The 17,588-nt window shown below is 64.0% G+C and carries 13 protein-coding genes; 5 read left to right on the top strand and 8 right to left on the bottom strand.

Annotated elements, in window-relative coordinates; all coding sequences use genetic code 11:
• The first annotated feature begins 15 nt into the window (after positions 1-15).
• Both E8L03_RS08770 and E8L03_RS08765 read left to right on the top strand, forming a co-directional pair.
• On the top strand, positions 16-1,188 hold the full coding sequence (locus E8L03_RS08770; RefSeq protein ID WP_144233600.1) for an acyltransferase family protein: 1,173 nt from the start codon (positions 16-18) through the stop codon (positions 1,186-1,188).
• 271 nt (positions 1,189-1,459) lie between these two features.
• Positions 1,460-6,349, top strand: a complete 4,890-nt coding sequence (locus E8L03_RS08765) for a chemotaxis protein CheB (RefSeq protein ID WP_171267123.1) — start codon at positions 1,460-1,462, stop codon at positions 6,347-6,349.
• Positions 6,350-6,444: 95 nt separating this feature from the next.
• Here the strand turns inward: E8L03_RS08765 and E8L03_RS08760 are convergent, their stop codons facing one another.
• The 8 genes from E8L03_RS08760 to E8L03_RS08725 are packed head-to-tail and all read right to left on the bottom strand — an operon-like array spanning position 6,445 to position 14,070.
• Positions 6,445-7,188, bottom strand: coding sequence for a ferrous iron transport protein A (locus E8L03_RS08760; protein WP_171267122.1), 744 nt, complete (start codon positions 7,186-7,188; stop codon positions 6,445-6,447).
• The gene (locus E8L03_RS08755) at positions 7,175-9,394 is read right to left on the bottom strand and encodes a heavy metal translocating P-type ATPase (protein ID WP_244963701.1); all 2,220 of its coding nucleotides are present in this window, start codon (positions 9,392-9,394) and stop codon (positions 7,175-7,177) included. Before E8L03_RS08755 ends, E8L03_RS08760 begins: the two co-directional genes overlap by 14 nt.
• The gene (locus E8L03_RS08750; RefSeq protein WP_144233603.1) at positions 9,391-9,636 is read right to left on the bottom strand and encodes a hypothetical protein; all 246 of its coding nucleotides are present in this window, start codon (positions 9,634-9,636) and stop codon (positions 9,391-9,393) included. The genes E8L03_RS08755 and E8L03_RS08750 overlap by 4 nt, the downstream gene beginning before the upstream one ends.
• The gene (locus tag E8L03_RS08745; RefSeq protein ID WP_144233604.1) at positions 9,636-10,013 is read right to left on the bottom strand and encodes a YtxH domain-containing protein; all 378 of its coding nucleotides are present in this window, start codon (positions 10,011-10,013) and stop codon (positions 9,636-9,638) included. Before E8L03_RS08745 ends, E8L03_RS08750 begins: the two co-directional genes overlap by 1 nt.
• Positions 10,014-10,022: 9 nt before the next feature.
• On the bottom strand, positions 10,023-10,445 hold the full coding sequence (locus E8L03_RS08740) for a magnetosome protein MamC family protein (protein ID WP_171267121.1): 423 nt from the start codon (positions 10,443-10,445) through the stop codon (positions 10,023-10,025).
• 14 nt (positions 10,446-10,459) lie between these two features.
• Positions 10,460-11,524 (bottom strand): hypothetical protein, encoded by a 1,065-nt coding sequence (locus tag E8L03_RS08735; RefSeq protein ID WP_171266201.1) that lies wholly within the window; start codon positions 11,522-11,524, stop codon positions 10,460-10,462.
• Between the two features lie 45 nt (positions 11,525-11,569).
• Positions 11,570-11,869, bottom strand: a complete 300-nt coding sequence (locus tag E8L03_RS08730; protein ID WP_171267120.1) for a heavy-metal-associated domain-containing protein — start codon at positions 11,867-11,869, stop codon at positions 11,570-11,572.
• An 8-nt stretch (positions 11,870-11,877) separates the two neighbouring features.
• Positions 11,878-14,070, bottom strand: a complete 2,193-nt coding sequence (locus E8L03_RS08725) for a heavy metal translocating P-type ATPase (RefSeq protein WP_171267119.1) — start codon at positions 14,068-14,070, stop codon at positions 11,878-11,880.
• A 261-nt stretch (positions 14,071-14,331) separates the two neighbouring features.
• On the opposite strand from E8L03_RS08725, the gene E8L03_RS08720 reads away from it, so the two are divergent.
• Genes E8L03_RS08720 through E8L03_RS08710 form a run of 3 tightly spaced genes read left to right on the top strand, consistent with a single transcriptional unit; the run spans position 14,332 to position 17,488 of the window.
• Positions 14,332-15,318, top strand: a complete 987-nt coding sequence (locus E8L03_RS08720; protein ID WP_171267118.1) for an AAA family ATPase — start codon at positions 14,332-14,334, stop codon at positions 15,316-15,318.
• Positions 15,315-16,637: a vWA domain-containing protein gene (locus E8L03_RS08715; protein WP_171267117.1), complete on the top strand. Its 1,323-nt coding sequence runs from the start codon at positions 15,315-15,317 to the stop codon at positions 16,635-16,637. The genes E8L03_RS08720 and E8L03_RS08715 overlap by 4 nt, the downstream gene beginning before the upstream one ends.
• Positions 16,638-16,681: 44 nt before the next feature.
• Entirely contained in the window at positions 16,682-17,488 is an 807-nt protein-coding gene (locus E8L03_RS08710; RefSeq protein WP_171267116.1) for a class I SAM-dependent methyltransferase, read from the top strand.
• Positions 17,489-17,588: the final 100 nt, after the last annotated feature.

The raw sequence follows: 17,588 nt of genomic DNA, 5'->3' as shown, positions 1-17,588 counted from the left end.
GATATCCCTCCAGTAATGACTACCATTAGCGAGTATCCACCTCCGCTCGGGGACCGGCGCGTGGTCGCTCTGGATGTCGCGCGCCTTTACGGCATGGTTCTGGTCTACTACGGCCACATCATAGAGCAGGTGATGAACCTGGGCTATGAAACGGCCGGCATGCAGTACAAGTTCATCTACTCCTTCCACATGCCGTTCTTCTTCCTGGTGGCGGGATACGTGGCCAAACCGGAGAAGCTTTTCCTCAAGGTCGGGGAGTTTTTCCGGCGGCTGGCCGCTTCGCGGCTCGTCCCATACTTTTTCTTCAGCCTGCTGTTCCTGGTTCTGAGCCTGATGATTCCGGGCAACTTCGCCGCCCTGGGACCGCCCCCCTACACGCTCCAGGGCTACGCCGCGGGCCTGGTGCGCACGCTGCTGGGCTTCCCCGTGTTCAACATCCCCATGTGGTTCATGGCCAGCCTGGTCTCGGTGGAGGTGCTGCACTATCTCGTGGGCCGCCATATGCGGACCAACAAGCGCATCGTCCTCGCGGCCGTGTGCTTCTATCTTATCGGCTACTACATCAATCTGGATTTCCAGTTCCTGCAGTTCGACAAGATATTCCGCTGGAATTACTGGTTCATCCAGGAGGCGCCCGTGGGGTACGCGTTCTATCTCGTGGGCATCCTGCTGCGCCGGCGGGGTGTTTTCCTCGTCAACCACAGCGAGCAGGAAAAGCGCGGCGGGAGCAGGACGCTGCTGCTGGGAGCCGCGGCGTGCTGCCTCGTCGTCTGGCTTACTTACAACCTGAACACAGGGCCGTTCCGGTACTTTGACGCCGTGGTCATCGTCCTCTCCGCCCACGGCAACGTGTTCTGGTTCCCCTTCACGGCGCTCGTCGGGTCGCTGATGCTTCTGCTACTGGCCAGGGCCTCCGGCGAGCACCGCTTCCTGGCCTTCATGGGGCGCAACGTCCTTACCCTCTTCATCCTCAACGGCGTGTTCTACCACTTCTTGAACATCCCCTTCGCCAAGTGGATCGTCGGCTCCCTGCCGGCGAACGCTCTGGTCGTCACCGCCGCCACGGCCGCGCTCACGGCGCTGAGCCTGGCCGCCTGCCTGCCGCTGGTCTGGTTCTTCAACAAGTACCTGCCGCAGGTGGTGGGCCGCCCGCAAAAGGATGGCCCGCTGCTGCCGCGCCTGTTGTAGGCAAAAATGCACCAGATACGGAGCGTCCTCCGCTCTGGATGTGCATGCCGGCGCTGTTCCATGCAATAGTAATAAAATTAGGCTGCTGGAATGGGTAAGTACCCGATGTATCGGGTAAGTGCTTTCCATAACATAGCGTCATGATTTAAAATACAATTAAAGAATTAAAATCCACGGCATAAGTAGTTGCCCAAGAGTCGGTCTATATTGTAATATATTGAGATACAAAAAAATCCGAGATGTATTGTAATTGGGCGACTGGAGTTCATAGATGTCAGAAAAGCATGCAGCCGATACCGTTTGCGTAGTCGCATTGGGTGCTTCCGCCGGCGGCCTGGAGGCTTTCGAGGAGTTCTTCACCAACCTGCCGCCATCTCCTGGATGCGCATTCGTGCTCGTGATGCATCTCGACCCGAACCACAAGAGCATGCTGCCCGAGCTGTTGGGCAAGGTGACGGACATGTCCGTGGTGCAGGCGGAAGAGGGCATGAAGCTCATGCCCAACCAGATCCACGTGATTCCGCCCAATGCGAGCATGCGCGTCAAGAACGGCATGCTCCATCTGAGCAAGCCGGAGGAGCGGCGCGGAGCGCGCCGGCCCATCGACGAGTTTTTCCGCTCTCTGGCCGAGGAGACCAGGGACCACACGGTGGGCATCATCTTTTCCGGCACCGGCAGCGACGGCGCCTTGGGGCTCAAGGAGATCAAGTTCGCCGGCGGCCTGGCCATGATCCAGGAGCCGTCCACGGCCAAGTTCGACTCCATGCCCATGGCAGCGCGGCACGCAGGCGCCGCAGACGTGGCCCTGCCGCCTAGCGGCCTGGCAGCGCGGCTGGCGGACTTTCTGGACAAGCACGGGGCGGTGCTGCCAGAGCCGGACAGCCACCTCTCTCCGGATGCCGACGCCCTGGAGCAGATTCTTGCCGAAGTCCGCAGGCAGACAGGCCGCGATCTGACGAGCTACAAGCGCACGACCCTGCGCCGGCGCGTGGAAAAGCGCCTGCTCCTGCGGGAGCGGGAGAACCTGGACCAATACCGCAAGCTGCTCGAATCCGACGACGAAGAAGTCCAGATCCTGCTCAAGGAGATGCTCATCGGCGTCACCAGCTTCTTCCGCGATGCTGAAGCGTTCCAGGCGTTGGAAGAGCATGTCCTGCCGGAGATATTCAAGGCCAAGCCCGGCAAGGATCCGGTGCGCATATGGGTGCCGGGCTGCTCTACGGGCGAAGAGGTCTACTCCCTGGCGATGCTGATCCACAGCTATCAGGACAAGCGCAAGGATCGCCGCGGCCTCCAGATCTTCGGTACGGACGTGGACGAAGAGGCCATCCAGAAAGCCCGCACCGGCCGCTACCAGGCCAGCGCCGTGGAGGACATACCGCTGCCGTACAGACAGCGGTATCTGCGCCGAGACAACGGCCAGTTCACCATAGCATCCAGCATCCGCGAAAGCGTGGTGTTCGCGCCGCACGACCTGGTGGCGAACCCGCCGTTCTTCCGGCTCGACCTTATCAGCTGCCGCAACCTGCTCATTTATCTGACCAACGAGGCGCAGAAGAAGGTCGTGCCTCTTTTTGCCTACGCGCTCAATCTGGGCGGCTTCCTTTTATTGGGACCGTCCGAGACCCTGGGACCATTCGCCAAGTACTTCAAGACCATCGATAACAAATGGAAGATATACGAGCGAAAGGAAGTTCCGGCGTCGCGGGTGGACGTTCCTTTGACCAGCGCCGCTCCGTGGCGGGGGCGCTTCGCCTCCACCGATCAGGATGCGGGCAAGCGTCCGGACGCGCGCTCCATTCTCAGAGACGCCATCACATCGCAGTTCGGCCCGCCCAGTGTTCTCGTCAATGATAGCGACGAGATCATCCAGATACACGGGGACGTTTCGCCATTCCTCGGCCTAGCCGAGGGCGATCCCTCGCGCGACGTCTACTCGGCAGCCCGCAAATATATTCGTCCGCATGTGCGTTCCGCCATGCACAAGGCTCGCAACGATGGCGAGGGAGTTTCATACTCGGGTATCCGGAGCGAAAGCGGCGACGACTACTTGTCCCTGATGGCCGCGCCGGTGAAAATATCCGGAAAACACCAGTTTCTTCTGCTTTCGTTCGTCGCGGAGCAGAACAAATGCACGGACGAGGCGCTGCCGCCGATTCCTGTGGACGAGGCCCGCGACCAGTTGGTGAAGCAGCTGGAAGACGAACTCCAGGACACGAGCGACAAGCTGCAGACCACGGTGGAGGATCTGGAAAGCGCCAACGAGGAGCTGAAGTCCTCCAACGAAGAGCTCATGTCCATGAACGAGGAGCTCCAGTCCAGCAACGAGGAGCTGGAGACCTCGCAGGAGGAGCTGCAGGCGCTCAACGAAGAGCTTTCCACGGTGAACGCCGAGCTGCAGGCCAAGATCACCGAGCTGGACGAGGCCAAGAGCGACCTCGAAAACATCCTGCGCTCATCGGACATCGCCACTATTTTCATCGACCGTGATCTGGTGATCCGCCAGTTCACCCCGGCGGCCAAGCAGTTCTTCCACCTGGAGCCCACGGACATTGGTCGCTCACTGAGCCATTTTTCTTCCACGGCGCAGCATGCCGACATCATCGGCTGGTCCAAGGGCGTGATGAAGAACCTCACACCGCGGGAAGAGGAAGTCGCCACGCAGAACGGCCGGCAGTACCTTCTGCGCATCTATCCGTACCGGACCCTGGAGGAGACCATCGAGGGCGTGGTGCTCACCTTTGTGGACATCACCGACCGCAAGGCCATGGAAGAGACGCTGCGCATCAGCAATGAACGGCTTGCCCTGGCGCTGAGCGCCACCGGCGTGGGCGTGTACGACCACAACGTGCCGCTGGACAACAGCGCCTACTACAGCGACGAGTGGGCGGACCTGCTGGGGTTCCGGAAAGAGGAGCTGCCGGACCAGGAGCATTTCATGTCCTGGCTTTCTGAGCGCGTGCACCCCGATGACAGGGACGCATTGAACAAGAAGTACGAGCGTTTTGTGAGCGGCGAAAGCCAGACCTGTGACGTCGAGATACGGCTCCAACGCAAGGACGGCGAGTATATCTGGGGCCGGGGCGTGTCGCGCGCCGTGAGCCGGGACAAGAACGGCCGGGCCACGCGCGTCGTCGGCCTGATGATGGACGTCACCAAGCACAAGGAGATCGAGTCCGAGCTGGAATGCCGGGTGAACGAGCGCACCCAACAGCTCAATGCGATCCTCTCGTCTGTGCAGGACTATCTTTACTTTTTGGACAAAGACGGCCGGTTCATTTTCGCCAACAAAAAGCTGTTGGAGCTGTGGGGCAAGGATGAGAGCGAGGCCGTCGGCAAGACCATGAAGGAGCTGGGCTACGACAAAGAGGTCGAAAAGTCCCTGCAGGGTGGAGCCGACGAGGTCTTCCGCACCGGCAAGATGGTCAAGAACGTTACGCACTACACCAGCCCGACAGGGGTTGTGGGCAGCTACGAAAACATTCTCGCCCCGGTGCTGAATGAAGATGGCAAGGTGGAGTTCGTGGCCGGCTCCAGCCGGGACATCACGGACCGCATTCAGGCCGAGGAGGAGCTGCGAACTCTGGCAGCCGAGCTCGAATCCAGCAACAACGAGGCGCAACGCCGCGCTTTCCAGTTGGAAGCCACCATCAGATCCATGCACGATGGCGTCATCGTGTACGCAAATGACGGTTCGGTCCAGATGATTAACGATCCAGCCATGCGCATATTCGAGAGGGACAGGGAGTTCTTTGACAAACCGCGAAAAGAGCGCTGGAAGCACTTCAATATATCCCGCAATGGAGAGCAGATAACACCCGACGAAATCGCCCTGGGCCGGGCCTTGCGCGGCAAAACCATGGACTCGGACACAGTGACGATACAGTTCGAATCCGGGAAGACGATTCAGCTCAACATCAATGCCGCGCCGGTTCACGACGTGGACGGCGGGCAGATCGGCGCCGTGGCCGTGCTCCGGGACATCACCAAACAGCTTGCCCACGAGAAGGACCTCTTCGAGGCCAAGGAGCAGGCTCAGGCCGCCAACGAAGCCAAGTCGGCGTTCCTGGCGAACATGAGCCACGAGCTGCGTACGCCGCTTGCCGGCATGCTGGGGATGATCGATCTTATCTCCAGCGAGCGGGAGCTTGCCCAGGTAAAGGAGTATGCGAACCTAGCCACGCAGGCCGGAAAACAGCTCCAGGTCATCCTCAACGACATTCTTGAGCTGGCGCAGATTGAGGCGGATCGTGTCATTCTGTCCCAGGAGACCACAAATCTGCGCACGCTGATTGACGAAGTGTGCGGGATACAGCGCGTGTACGCCAGCTCCAAGGGCGTGAGCCTGACCTGCGGGTGCAGCAACGAAGTTCCCGAAACCATAGTCACGGATGACAAACGAGTTCATCAGATCCTGTCGAACCTGGTGAACAATGCCATCAAGTACACCAACGATGGCCGCATTGAGCTCATCGTGGACCTCCTTCCCGGCGAGACGCCGCAGGTCCGCTTTCAGATCGTTGATACCGGCGTCGGCATGAGCTCGGATGAAATTTCCAGGATTTTCGACAAGTTCTACCAGGCCGAGAACTATCTGACCAAGGCGAACAAAGGCGTCGGGCTCGGCCTCACCATCACGCAGAAGCTGGTGGAGCTGCTCGACGGCGAGATACAGGTGGAAAGCGAGCCGGGCAAGGGCAGTACCTTCACTGTCATACTGCCGATCAAGCGGGACAAACGCCGCAAGAACACGGGCAGGGCGAAAGGCGCCCAGCGCGGCGCAGTGGCTTCGTTGCGTATCCTTCTGGTGGAGGACAACCCCATCAACCTGAAGTACCTGCAGCAAGTGCTGGAGCAGAACGGCCATTCAGTCACCACCGCCGCCAATGGCGAGAAGGGGGTCAATATCCTGAGCAAGGAAGCCTTTGACGTGGTGCTGATGGATGTCCAGATGCCTGTCCTGGATGGCGTGGAGGCCACACGGCACATCCGGAGCTCCAAGGACCAGCGCGTCCGGGAGACGAAGATAATTGGCCTGACGGCGTACGCCATGCCCGATCAGATAGACGAGTTCATGGAGGCTGGCATGGACGGCTACGTGTCCAAGCCCGTGGATTTGAACAAGCTCAACAGCATGATTCGCGAGCTGCTTGCCAAGTAGCGACGATCCAAGCTCCGCAAAGCCAGCCAATCCATTCCCAACAACGATGCCGAGCGCCTCCCCCCGGGCCGACTCCTCGGAGGCGGGCCTGGCGCTCAGGGCACGAGCACGGTCATCTTCACGGCGTCGTGGGGATGGACGAGCAGGGTGAGCCCGTCCTGGGTGACGAGCTTGATGGAGGCATGGCCGGCCAGGGCCACCTGCTGGGAAGGCTGGACCTCCACCAGGGTGAGCTGCGCGCCGGGAACCGCGCCCAGATTTTTGAGGGAGGCGAGCATCTGCGGGGCGCCCAGGGTCTTTTCCACCAGAAAGGCCGTGTTCACACGGGCCAGGGCGAACTGCCCTTCCGGGCCGTCGGGCAGGAACCGGCCGCGGATCATGGCTGCCTGGCCGTCGCTGAGGGCGACGCGCGCCATGCGGCCCCCGTCGTTCACCATGGTCACGTAGCGCATGGGCGGCAGCCTGCGGACCAGGCGGATGCGGTCGTTCTCCACAATGCCGAGCTGCTGCAGCGCGTTGGCGCAGATGCAGTCCGAGACCAGACCTTCCACATGGCCTTCATCGCCGGGCGCGAGCTCTGGCAGGGGCAGCTTGCGGTCGTCGTCCAGGTGGACCATGACCCGCGCGGCCATCTCGCCGCCGAGCACGATCTCGTTCGGGTGGTTGTCCTTCGTGTTCACCAGGCCGACACGGACGCTGGGAGCGTTCACGCCCTCGCCGGAGCGGATGAACCGCGCGCCCAGGTCCACGCCGAGGCGGCGCAGCCTGTCAGCCAGCTCCCGCCGGGCCACGGCGGCCAGCTCCAGAGGTACGTCCGAGGGGGCTTCAGTCAACGTCATGTGCAGGGGCATCCGCCGTCTCCATTGTTGTCGAGTCTTTGGATCTGAGCGCCTTGACCGTGGGCGTGGCGCGCAGGCCCGAGGCCGCAGCGTAGCTCAGAATGCCGATGGTGCTCAGGTTGTGCAGCGCCGCCGAAAGCACGGGCTGTGTTGCGCCGGCCATGGCCAGCAGAATGATGATGCTGTTCACGCTCAGGGTTGCGCCAAAGCAGTGGGTCATGGTCTTTTCCGACTGCATGGCTGTTTCCCGCGCCACGAGCAGACAGCGCAGGTCCTCGCGCAGGAGCACCACGGCGGCTGATTCCCGCGCCAGGTCGGCCGCCTGGGGCATGGACACGCCCACGTCCGCGGTGACCAGGGCCGGGGCGTCGTTCACGCCGTCGCCCACAAAGGCGAGGTTGCCGTGCTTCTCGCTGAGCTCGCGGACGATATCGGCCTTGTCCTCGGGCTTGAGCTCGGCATGGACCTCGTCGATCTGCGGCAGGTGCTCCAGCAGACTGGCCGCGGACTGCTCGTGGTCGCCGGTAAGCACCACGATCCTGCGGACGCCGGCGGCTTTGAGCCCGGCCAGCGTCTCGGCCGCTTCCTCGCGCACCGAGTCGCGCAGGGCCAGGACTCCCAGAAGCCGTTTCTGCGAGGCCACATACAGCAGAGACTTGCCCTGGCCGCGCAGCTCCGCGGCGAGATCGTCCAGGGGCGAGCAATCCACGCCCTCGTCCTCGGCGATGAAGTGCCGGCTGCCCACCAGGACCTCGCGACCCTCCACGAATGCGGCCACGCCGTGGGCCACGATGAAGTCCACCTGGCTCAGGGCCGGCAGGGCAAGCCCGCGGGCCTCGGCCTCCAAGACCACGGCGCGGGCCACGGGGTGGGCGTAGTGCTCCTCTGCCGCGGCAGCCAGGGAAAGCAAACCGTCCTCGTCCAGCTCCGTACCTGCGGCGGGCAGCACGTCAGTCACGTGCAGGTCGCCGGTGGTCAGGGTGCCGGTCTTGTCGAAGACGATGGTCTCCACGTTGGCGAAGGCCTCCAGGGCGTGCGCGCCCTTGAGCAGCACGCCTTCCTTGCCGGCGGCGTACATGCTGGTGCGCACGGCCACAGGCGTGGCCAGCTTGAGGGCGCAGGAGTAGTCCACGGTCAGCACCGAGGCGGAGCGGCGGATGTCCCGCGTCAGCAGGAACAGGGCGAGCCCCAGGCCCAGCGTGGCCGGTGCGAGCCTGTCGGCCAGCTCTGCGGTGCGGCGCTGGCTCTTTGATCTGTAGCGCAGGGAGCTTTCCAGATAGCGGCCGATGCGCGCCAGATGCGTGCTCGAACCAACCTCCCGCGCCTCGATGACCAGCCGGCCTTCCTCCACCACGCTGCCGGAGAGCGCGTCGTCGCCGGGCGAGGTGTGGGCGGGCACGGACTCGCCGGAGATGGAGCTGGTGTTCAGGGATGCCTCGCCGTCCACCACCATGCCGTCCACCGGTATCTGCTCGCCGACGCCGCAGATGACGTGGTCGCCGGGCACGATCTCGGCAAAGGGCACCTTGACCTCCATGCCGTCGCGCAACACCCAGGCGTCCTCTGCCTGGGGCCGGAGCAGGCTCTTGAGCAGCGACGTGGCGTTGTGCTCCAGCCGTTGCTCCATGAAGTGGGCCAGGCCGAGCAGGGCCACGATCATGTTGGCCGTGACGAAGTCCTTCCGGAGCAGGGAGAAGAGCACCACCGAGCCGTCCAGCGCCTCGACCTTGACCCCGCGCATGAGCAGGGTCTCCACGCCATTGGCAATGACCGGCGCGCCGTTGAGCCAGGTCAGGGGGGCGGCGACGCCGCGGTTCAGGAACGGCGTGGCCAGGGCCAGAGCGCCGCGCATGGCCAGGCGCACCGGGTCGGCGGTCTCCTCGTCAAAAACATCGGGCAGGTACGCCTCCACCGGAATGGAGGAGAGCAGGGCCATGATCTCGTCCCGGCATCTGGAGCTGCCGTCATACTCCACCACCAGGCTCTGCGCGCGGACATTGACCCGGATGGACGATACGCCGCTCACGGCTCCGAGCAGGGCCTCCAGGTAGTTCACATCCAGGCAGGGATCCAGCAGCCTGCCGCTGCGCAGGCGGATACGGCGCGGCAACTCGTGGACTATGGTGAAGTCCAGCGGGTTGCTCGCGCCGGATTGGCTAGGTCGTGCGCCCGGGTTCAGACATTCGGTTGTGCTTGCGGATGTCACGCGGACTCTCTTCGTTGGTACAGGGAATGGTGCCACCAGGAAAAGCCGATGAGCGCCACGCCCGATGCGATGTGCCACTTGCGCGCCGAGTCGCCTTGCAGAAAGCCGGTCAGCACGAGCATGCCCATGGACGCGGCCATGCCGACCTTGGCCCATTCACGCCGTTCGCGATCGGTCAGACCGGGCAGGCGGCCCTGTCCATAATGGCCGCCTGCTACGGGATGATTGTGACACGGGTTCATCAGGCCTTCTCTTCGTCGGAGGACGAGGCCTTGTGGCTCATCTCCGCCCGGAAGTCCTGGACCTTTTCCTTGAGCTCCTCCACGGCGCCCTGGGCCGAGGTCCACAGGGTCACCGCGCCTTTGACGGCGGCTTGCTGCACGCGCGGATTGGTGAGCAGCACGGCCACGCCGGCTCCGATGAGAAAGCCGCGCAGATAGTGGCCGTCCTTGAAGTTGAACCAGCTCTGCACGCCAGGAGGAGAGGTGCACATGCCGTCGTAGTTCGCCGGGTACTGCTGGTAGTTGGGGTACTGCGCGTACTGCTGTTGCTGACTCGGCTGCTGCTGCATCTGCTGCGCGTAGTACGCATCGTGCGGGTAGTAGTATTGCTGACTCATGGCAGGTTCCTACTTGGCGGCCTTGGGGGCCGGTTTCTTCTCGGTGGTCTTGGCGGGCTTCTCTTCCGCAGCGCTCGCGCTCTTGCAAAGAAGGTCGCGGGACATGGATTGATCCCAGGTGTACTTGACGGCCGCGCCCACGGCGATCATGCCGGCAATGCCCAGGGCTCCGCGCATGCTCAGGGCCGAGGCGACGCTTGCGCCGGCGGCCACGGCAAGACCGGTGCCCAGGGCTTCCTTTGCCGTGTGGACCGCCACCTGCTGTCCGGTCATAGAGCCGTCCCTGGCCTGGGCGATGCCCTGCGCCAGACCGCTCGCCGCACCGATGATCATGGCCGCGCCGCCTACGGCAAGGGCCCTGTTGGCCGTGCTGTAGGTTGTGGTGGAAACTCCGGTGCTGCCGCGCATGGCCAGGTAGTAGTTCGAGCTCATTTATCGACTCCTTCTTATTCGTTCGTAGAGGTTGTGCTGGATTTGCCGCCGAAGACACCGCCCACCATGCCGGAGATGGCATCCCGCACGGCGTTGCTGGAAAGCAGCAGCCCGAGACCCGCGCCCACGGCAGCGCCCTTCCAGAACTGGGAGGAGCAGCTTTCGAGCATGCCCATGACCTTCTGAGCGTCGGGAGTGCGACCGTTCATGAAGTCGTTCACCATGCCGGAGACGTGGCCGAACATGGCGCCGTAATCGTTGAATCCCTGCTCGGGACCGGCCGTGTGCCCGCCGCATCCGCATCCGCCGGAGTGGGCGTCGCCGGGTTGGTCCTGGGGCTGTCCCATGGCTCCGGGAAATGCGCCGGGTTGTGGGCCGCCGGGGAAGGCACCAGGAAACGGTCCGGGTTGCGGACCGCCGGGGAACGCACCGGGAAACGGACCAGGTTGGGGGCCTCCCGCAAATGCACCAGGGAATGGTCCGGGTTGTGGACCGCCCGGGAATGCGCCGGGGAATGGGCCGTAGTACTGGCCGGCCATGCCGGGCTGCTGGACATGGTGCTGGCAAGCCTCGGGACCCTGGGCCGGGCCTGGCGCCGGGCCGGGGTTGAAGGCCGGACCCTGCACGCCAGCCTGGGGCTGTCCCTGCCCGGGACCCTGGTCGGGAGCGGCGGTTTCGCATTCACAACCAGAGCCACCCATGCCGCCTTGCGCGCCGCCCTGGTATCCGGCAGGTCCACCCTGATATCCGGTGGCACCGCCTTGTTGCTCGAAACCAAAAGGAGCCGCAGCAGGACCGGCCATGCCGTACGGATCGACGAAGCCGGCCATGTCTCCGGGGCCTCCAGCGGCAGTGGGGCCTTGGGCCGCCGCCATGCCCACGTTCGAGGGAATGCCGGTTATGTGCTCGGTCAGATGCATGTGGCCCATGCCAGGGCTCTGCATGCCGGGATTCGGCTGGCCGGCCGCTCCGGTGGGACCGGTCTGCCCGGTTGCTCCGGCCGGTCCCGTGTCGGCTGGTTTACCGGTCTGCATGTCAGGACCGGCTTGTGTGTTGACGTCTTCCGCATGGGTGCTCATGGAAGTCTTCCTCCTGTTGTCGTTCTCGATGTTGTGGGCGGAGCACTAGGACAGGACGATTTCGGTGATTCTGTCGAAGCTGTCGCGGGCCGCCTCTTCGTCGCCGTTGAAGAGACCGGCGATTTCTTTCTGGGGAATCCGTGCGTCGTACTCGATGACCATGGACCGAGCCATGGTGTTGATGCGCGTGGCCTGCACGCCGGGGAACGGCGCTTCGGCATCGCGCAATGCGTCGAATCTTGGGTCGTTGCGCACGGCCGGGTTGAACTTGAGCCGCAGCCTGCCGGGCACGTGATGCGCAATGGAAACATATCGCCGCAGCGACATGAGATCGTCGAAGTCCATGAAGCCTCTCAGTTTTTGTCGGGTGTATGGTCGTAGGCGAGCAGCCGTGAGGAGTTGCCGATCACGCCCATGGTGTGGACGATGTGCAGCATGCCGGCCATGAGCGGGTTGATCGCGCCCACAATGCCGCCCACGGCTCCGATGATGTTGGTGCCGGTCGCTATCCAGAAGTTCTGCCGGGCAATGGCCGTGGTCCTGCGGCTCAGATCGCGAATGTAGGTGAGCTGGCTGAGGTCGTCGCGGATCAGGGCGATGTCCGCCGCTTCCATGGCCGCCTCGGACGCGCCGGCGCTCATGGCCACGCCCACGTCGGCCACGGCCAGGGCCAGGGCGTCGTTCACGCCGTCCCCCACCATGGCCACGAGCCTGCCCTCGCTCTGGAGCTCTTCCACGACTGCGGATTTGCCGTCGGGCAGGATGGAGCTGTACGTCTTTGCAATGCCGAGCCGTTCCGAAAGGTCCGCCACGGTGCGGGCCTCGTCTCCCGTGACCAGGCAGAGCGTCACGTCCTGGCTGTGGAGCTTTCTGGCCACGTCCACGGCCTCGTCGCGGAGGGGGTTGGCGATGCCGAACATGCCGAGGACCTCGCGGTCTTTGGCCAGAAACAACGTCGTGAGCCCGCGCGCGCTGATGGATTCGGCCTGGGCGTTGACGTCAGCGAGCTTCACCTTGAAGCGTTTCATGAGCTTGGCGTTGCCGATGAGGATCGTCCGGCCTTCCACCACGGAGCGCACGCCCTGGCCCAGGAAGTACTCGCAGACGTCGTGGGGCGTGGGCGTCACCCCGGCCGCCTCCGCCGCCACCTTGATGGCCTCGGCCAGGGGGTGGTGGTTGTGAATCTCGGCCGAGTAGGCAAGCTGGAGCAGCTCCTCGCGGGATGCGCCGTCCTGGGAGATCAGGGCCTCCACCCGGGGCGAGGTTGTGGTCAGGGTGCCGGTCTTGTCGAAGCAGACCACGTCCACGTCCCCGATCTGCTCCAGGTAGCGGCCGCCCTTGATGAGCACGCCATTGCGCGCCGCCGTGCTGATGGCCGCGCTCACGGCTGTGGAGGCGGCGAGCACCGTGGCGCAGGGGCAGGCCATGACCAGCAGCACGGTGAAAGCGCGCATGAGGTTGCCCGTAACCAACAGCGTGCCCAGCGTAACCACGCCGCCGATGCGCACGGTGCGTTGTGCGAGCTGGTCGGCCATGCCCTCGATAGGGGCGCGGTTGGCCAATCCTTCCTCGATCATGTGCAGGATGCGCGCGAGGTAGGTGTTGTCGCCCACGCATTCGGCCTCGATGTACAGAACGCCCTGGCGGACCATGGTGCCGGCAAACACGCGGTCGCCTTTCTTGCGTTCCGGGAACTCGGCATTGCCTGTCAGGGTGGACTCGTCCACCAGGGCGTGACCGCGGGTGACCTTTCCATCCACGGCGATCTTCTCACCGGTGTGGGCCACCACGATGTCGCCGGGGACGAGCTGGTCCACATGCGTTTCCACCTCCACGCCGTCGCGCAGTACAAAGGTATGGTGGGTCGTGACCTCCAGAATTTCGGCCACGGCGCGCCGGGAGCGCTCGGTGATCCAGGTCTTGAGCAGGTCGCCGCCGGCCGTGATCCAGAGCACCTCCAGGGCCGTGACCACCTCGCCGGCCGCGATGGCCGCCACGATGGAGCCGGCCAGAAAGGAGTCCAGCCGCACCTTGCGTTGGCGCGCGTCCTTGGCCAGCCCACGCAACAGCGGCAGCGCGCCGACAATAGCCACCGCTCCCAGCGGGCTGAACAGGCCGGCCTGGGTCATGGCTCCCGTGACGATCCTTCTGGCGAGAATCCAGCCCATGGCCAGGGTCAGCCCGCCGAAGCGCATGGCCGCGACGGTGACGTTGTTCTCGGGCGGCGCAGCGCAGCGGCACGGCGCGGCAGGCGAGCACACGCCGTGAGGACAGACGGCGGGGGAGCGGGGGGATGACGCGGGCTTGTAGCTCACGCCCAGAATCGACGCCACGAGCCGCATGACCGCGGCCGTGTCGACCCCGGAATCAAAGCGGACGATCAGGCTGGAGCAGACGGTGTTCTGCCGCGCCCAGTGGACGAACTCCTCGCGCTGCAGCGCCTCGGAGAGTGTTGCGGAGCTTTGTCTGAGGAGTGGTGATTTGATTCGAACTCGGCCGGGGATGGCGTGGACAATGCGCAGATCCGTGCGCTGAGAGAGGGTCATGAAAGCTCCTTGGGAGAGTGCATAGGTGATGGATAGTGAAAATAACTTTGAGAGTCAATATCAATTACGAAAGCTATGCAGACTATTCCGGACTGGAAAAGCAGGCCGCGGAGAATCTGTGGATAGTTCGTTAATCAAGCGAGATGGGGAAGGGCGTTCGATCCAGACAAAAATCGTCGGATTCAGTGGTTCCACGGTTGACGTTGATAATCATTTTCAATACAACCGACTCAAGACAAATTGCCGGAGGTACGCAATTCAATGAAACCGACTCAGATTATTTCCGCCCTGGAGCTGTTGCTGGAAATTCAGCAGCCCGTGTTTCTCTGGGGCGCGCCCGGAGTGGGCAAGAGCCAGGTCGTGGCCCAGGTCGCGGCCGATCATGACATGGAGCTGATCGACATCCGCGCGGTCCTGCTCGATCCTGTAGATCTGCGGGGCATCCCGCGCATCGACGAGGCCGGCAACGCCGTGTGGTGCCCACCCTCGTTCCTGCCTCGGCAAGGCCGGGGCATCCTCTTTCTCGACGAGCTGAACACGGCACCGCCCTTGGTGCAGGCCGCATGCTACCAGCTCATCCTGGACCGCAAGCTCGGGGAGTACGCGCTGCCCGAAGGCTGGACCATCGTGGCCGCGGGCAACCGCGAAAGCGACCGGGCCGTGACCCATCGCATGCCCTCGGCCCTGGCCAACCGGATGATCCACCTCGACTTCGACCCGGATCTGGACGACTGGCTGGCCTGGGCGGAGCGCAGCGGCGTGGACCCCAGGCTACGGGCGTTCCTGCGTTTCAGGCCCAAGTTGCTGCACGCTTTCGACCCCAGGAAGAGCGAGAAGGCTTTCCCTTCGCCGCGTTCCTGGGAGTTCGCCTCGCGCATTATTGCCGCAGGCCGGCCTGCAGCAATAACCCATGCGCTGCTCAAGGGCGCAGTGGGCGAGGCCGCCGCAGCGGAGTGCATCGGGTTCCTCAACATCTACAACGAGCTGCCGGACGCGGAAACCATGCTGACCAATCCGTCCACGGTACGCATTCCCGAGGACCCGGCCGTGATCTACGCCATGTGCGAGTCTGTGGCACGCGAGGCCTCGGACCGGACCATGCCCGGCCTCGCCGTGCTGGCGTCGCGCATGCCTGTGGAATTCAGCGTGCTGCTCATGCGCGACGCCGCCGCCGTGGAGCCGTCCATTGTTGAGACGGAAGCCTTCCAGGGTTGGGCGCGGGACAACCACGAGGTTCTGGTTTCGTGAACCAGGCCGCCCGCACCAAGATGATCAAGGCCAGGAGCGAGCTGGTGCTGGACCAGCCGTTCTTTGCGCATCTGGCCCTGCGGCTGGATCTGCAAGAGGACCCGACCTGCCGCACCGCATGGTCCGACGGCCGCGTCCTGGCCTACAACCCGGCGTACATCGAGGTCATGCCCCTGGCCAAGGTCAAGGGGCTGCAATGCCATGAGGTGCTGCACCTGGCCTGCGGCCATCACCTGCGCCGCGGCGACCGGGACAAGGCCATGTGGAACAAGGCCTGCGACTACGCCATCAACCCCATCCTGCTCGACGCCGGCATGGAACTGCCCGGCGGCTACCTGGACGATCCGGCGCACCACGGCAAGAGCGCGGACGCCATCTACGCCAATCTGGTGGACCGGGAGGAAAGCAAGGGCGGGGCCGAGTCCGGCCCGGAGCAGGAAACGGACGCCGGAGAAGAGGCCGAGGGAGGGACCGGCGCATCGAGCGGCGACGGCTCCGAGTGCTCGGAGGCAGGCGACGATTCGGCCGAGGGAGATGGCGAGCAGGGCGCAGCGGCAGCTGCCGCCGGAGACGAGGGCGAAGCGCCAGCCGAGGATGCGCAGGGCAACGATCCGGGCATGACCGGCGAGGTGCGCGACGCCCCGCCCGAAAACGGAACAAACGACGGCGGCGCGGACAGGACCGGCGAGGAGGAGTCCTTGCAGGTCGCCGTGGCCCAGGCACTGCACAAGGCCCGGGAGTCCGGCGAGCTGCCCGGCACGCTGGAGCGGCTGCTCAGCGAAGCGTTGTCGCCGTCCCTGAGCTGGCGGGAGCTGCTCCGTCGTTTTCTGGACAATGCCGCGCGCAACGACTTCTCCTGGGTCCGTCCGAATCGCCGCTATCTGCACGCCGGGCTCTATCTGCCCGGCCTGGAGAGCGAGGAGCTGGCAGACGTGGCCGTTGCCGTGGACGTTTCCGGCAGCATCACCCAGCCCGAGCTGGACAGCTTCGCGGCCGAGCTGTCCGCCGTGCTCGAAGAGTTCGACGCCACGCTCACCGTATTCACCTGCGATGCAGCCCTGACCACGCAGCAGAAGCTGGCCCGCTGGGACCTGCCTCTGGACTTCGCGGCCACGGGCGGTGGGGGCACGGACTTCCGCCCGCCCTTCGAACAGTTGCAGGTGGACGACGAGGCCCCGGCCTGCCTTGTCTACTTTACGGATATGGAATGCGACAGGTTCCCGGAGGAACCGGATTACCCGGTGCTCTGGGTAACTCCGAATACAGACCACGCACAGCCGCCCTTCGGGGAGGTCGTGCTTATGGAGGCGTGCTCGTAGAGCGACCGTGTTCTGCAGGCGCGCCTCGGCGCACGAGGATAACCATGAATCAACAATTACACGGTGTATCGGAAACCATGCTCATCCCCCTGTGGGCGCGGGCAGAGGAGACGCGGCGCAAACATCCCATCATCCGGGATGAGAAGGCCGTCACAATAGTTCAGGGCATGGACTACGACTTCGGCAAGTTCAGGAACGCCTGGCTCACGCAAGTCGGGGTCTCGGTGCGCTCCATGTTGCTGGACGACGCGGCCGAGCGGTTCCTGCGTCTGCGCAAAAACGTTGTGGTGATCAATCTCGGAGCCGGCCTGGATACGCGGTTCGAGCGCCTGAACTGCGAGGCCGTGGCCCATTGGTACGACGTGGATGTACCCGAGGGCATCGCGTTGCGGCGCAGGTACTTTTCCGAAGGGCCCAACAACACGTTTATCGCCGCGTCCATGTTTGACAAAAGCTGGCTCGATGCTGTGGAGGATTCCGGCGAGCATGTGCTGATCATCGCGGAAGGGCTGCTCATGTATTTCACGGAAGATGAGCTCAAGCCGCTTTTCCGGCGGCTCGCCGAGCGTTTTCCCCATGCTGAGATGCTCATCGAGTTGCTGCCCCCATTCCTTGTCGGCAAGGGCAAGAAGCATGAATCGGTCAGCAAGGTGGGCGATGCACCGGAGTTCAAATGGAGCCCCAGGAAAACGCGGGATCTGGAAACGTGGCACAACGCCATCCAGTTTGTAGAGGAGTGGAATCTGTACGACTACCACAAGGGGCGTTGGAAATGGTTCGGCTACCTCGGCCGGATGCCCGTGCTGAGGCCGCGGCTGGCGTGCAGGATCGCGCGGCTGCGTTTCTCATGAGTCCGTGCGCCCGGAGGCCCGCCCCGGACAGGCCGGGCAGGCCGGCGAATCGGCTACCATGACTTCAACCCTTTGCACGCGGCGTGGCTCTTGGGCCGGG

This window comes from Oceanidesulfovibrio marinus (genome assembly GCF_013085545.1).
In the GTDB taxonomy this organism is placed as follows: domain Bacteria; phylum Desulfobacterota; class Desulfovibrionia; order Desulfovibrionales; family Desulfovibrionaceae; genus Oceanidesulfovibrio; species Oceanidesulfovibrio marinus.
Note: the sequence above shows the minus strand (reverse complement) of the source record. Positions and strands in the feature narration are given on the sequence as shown.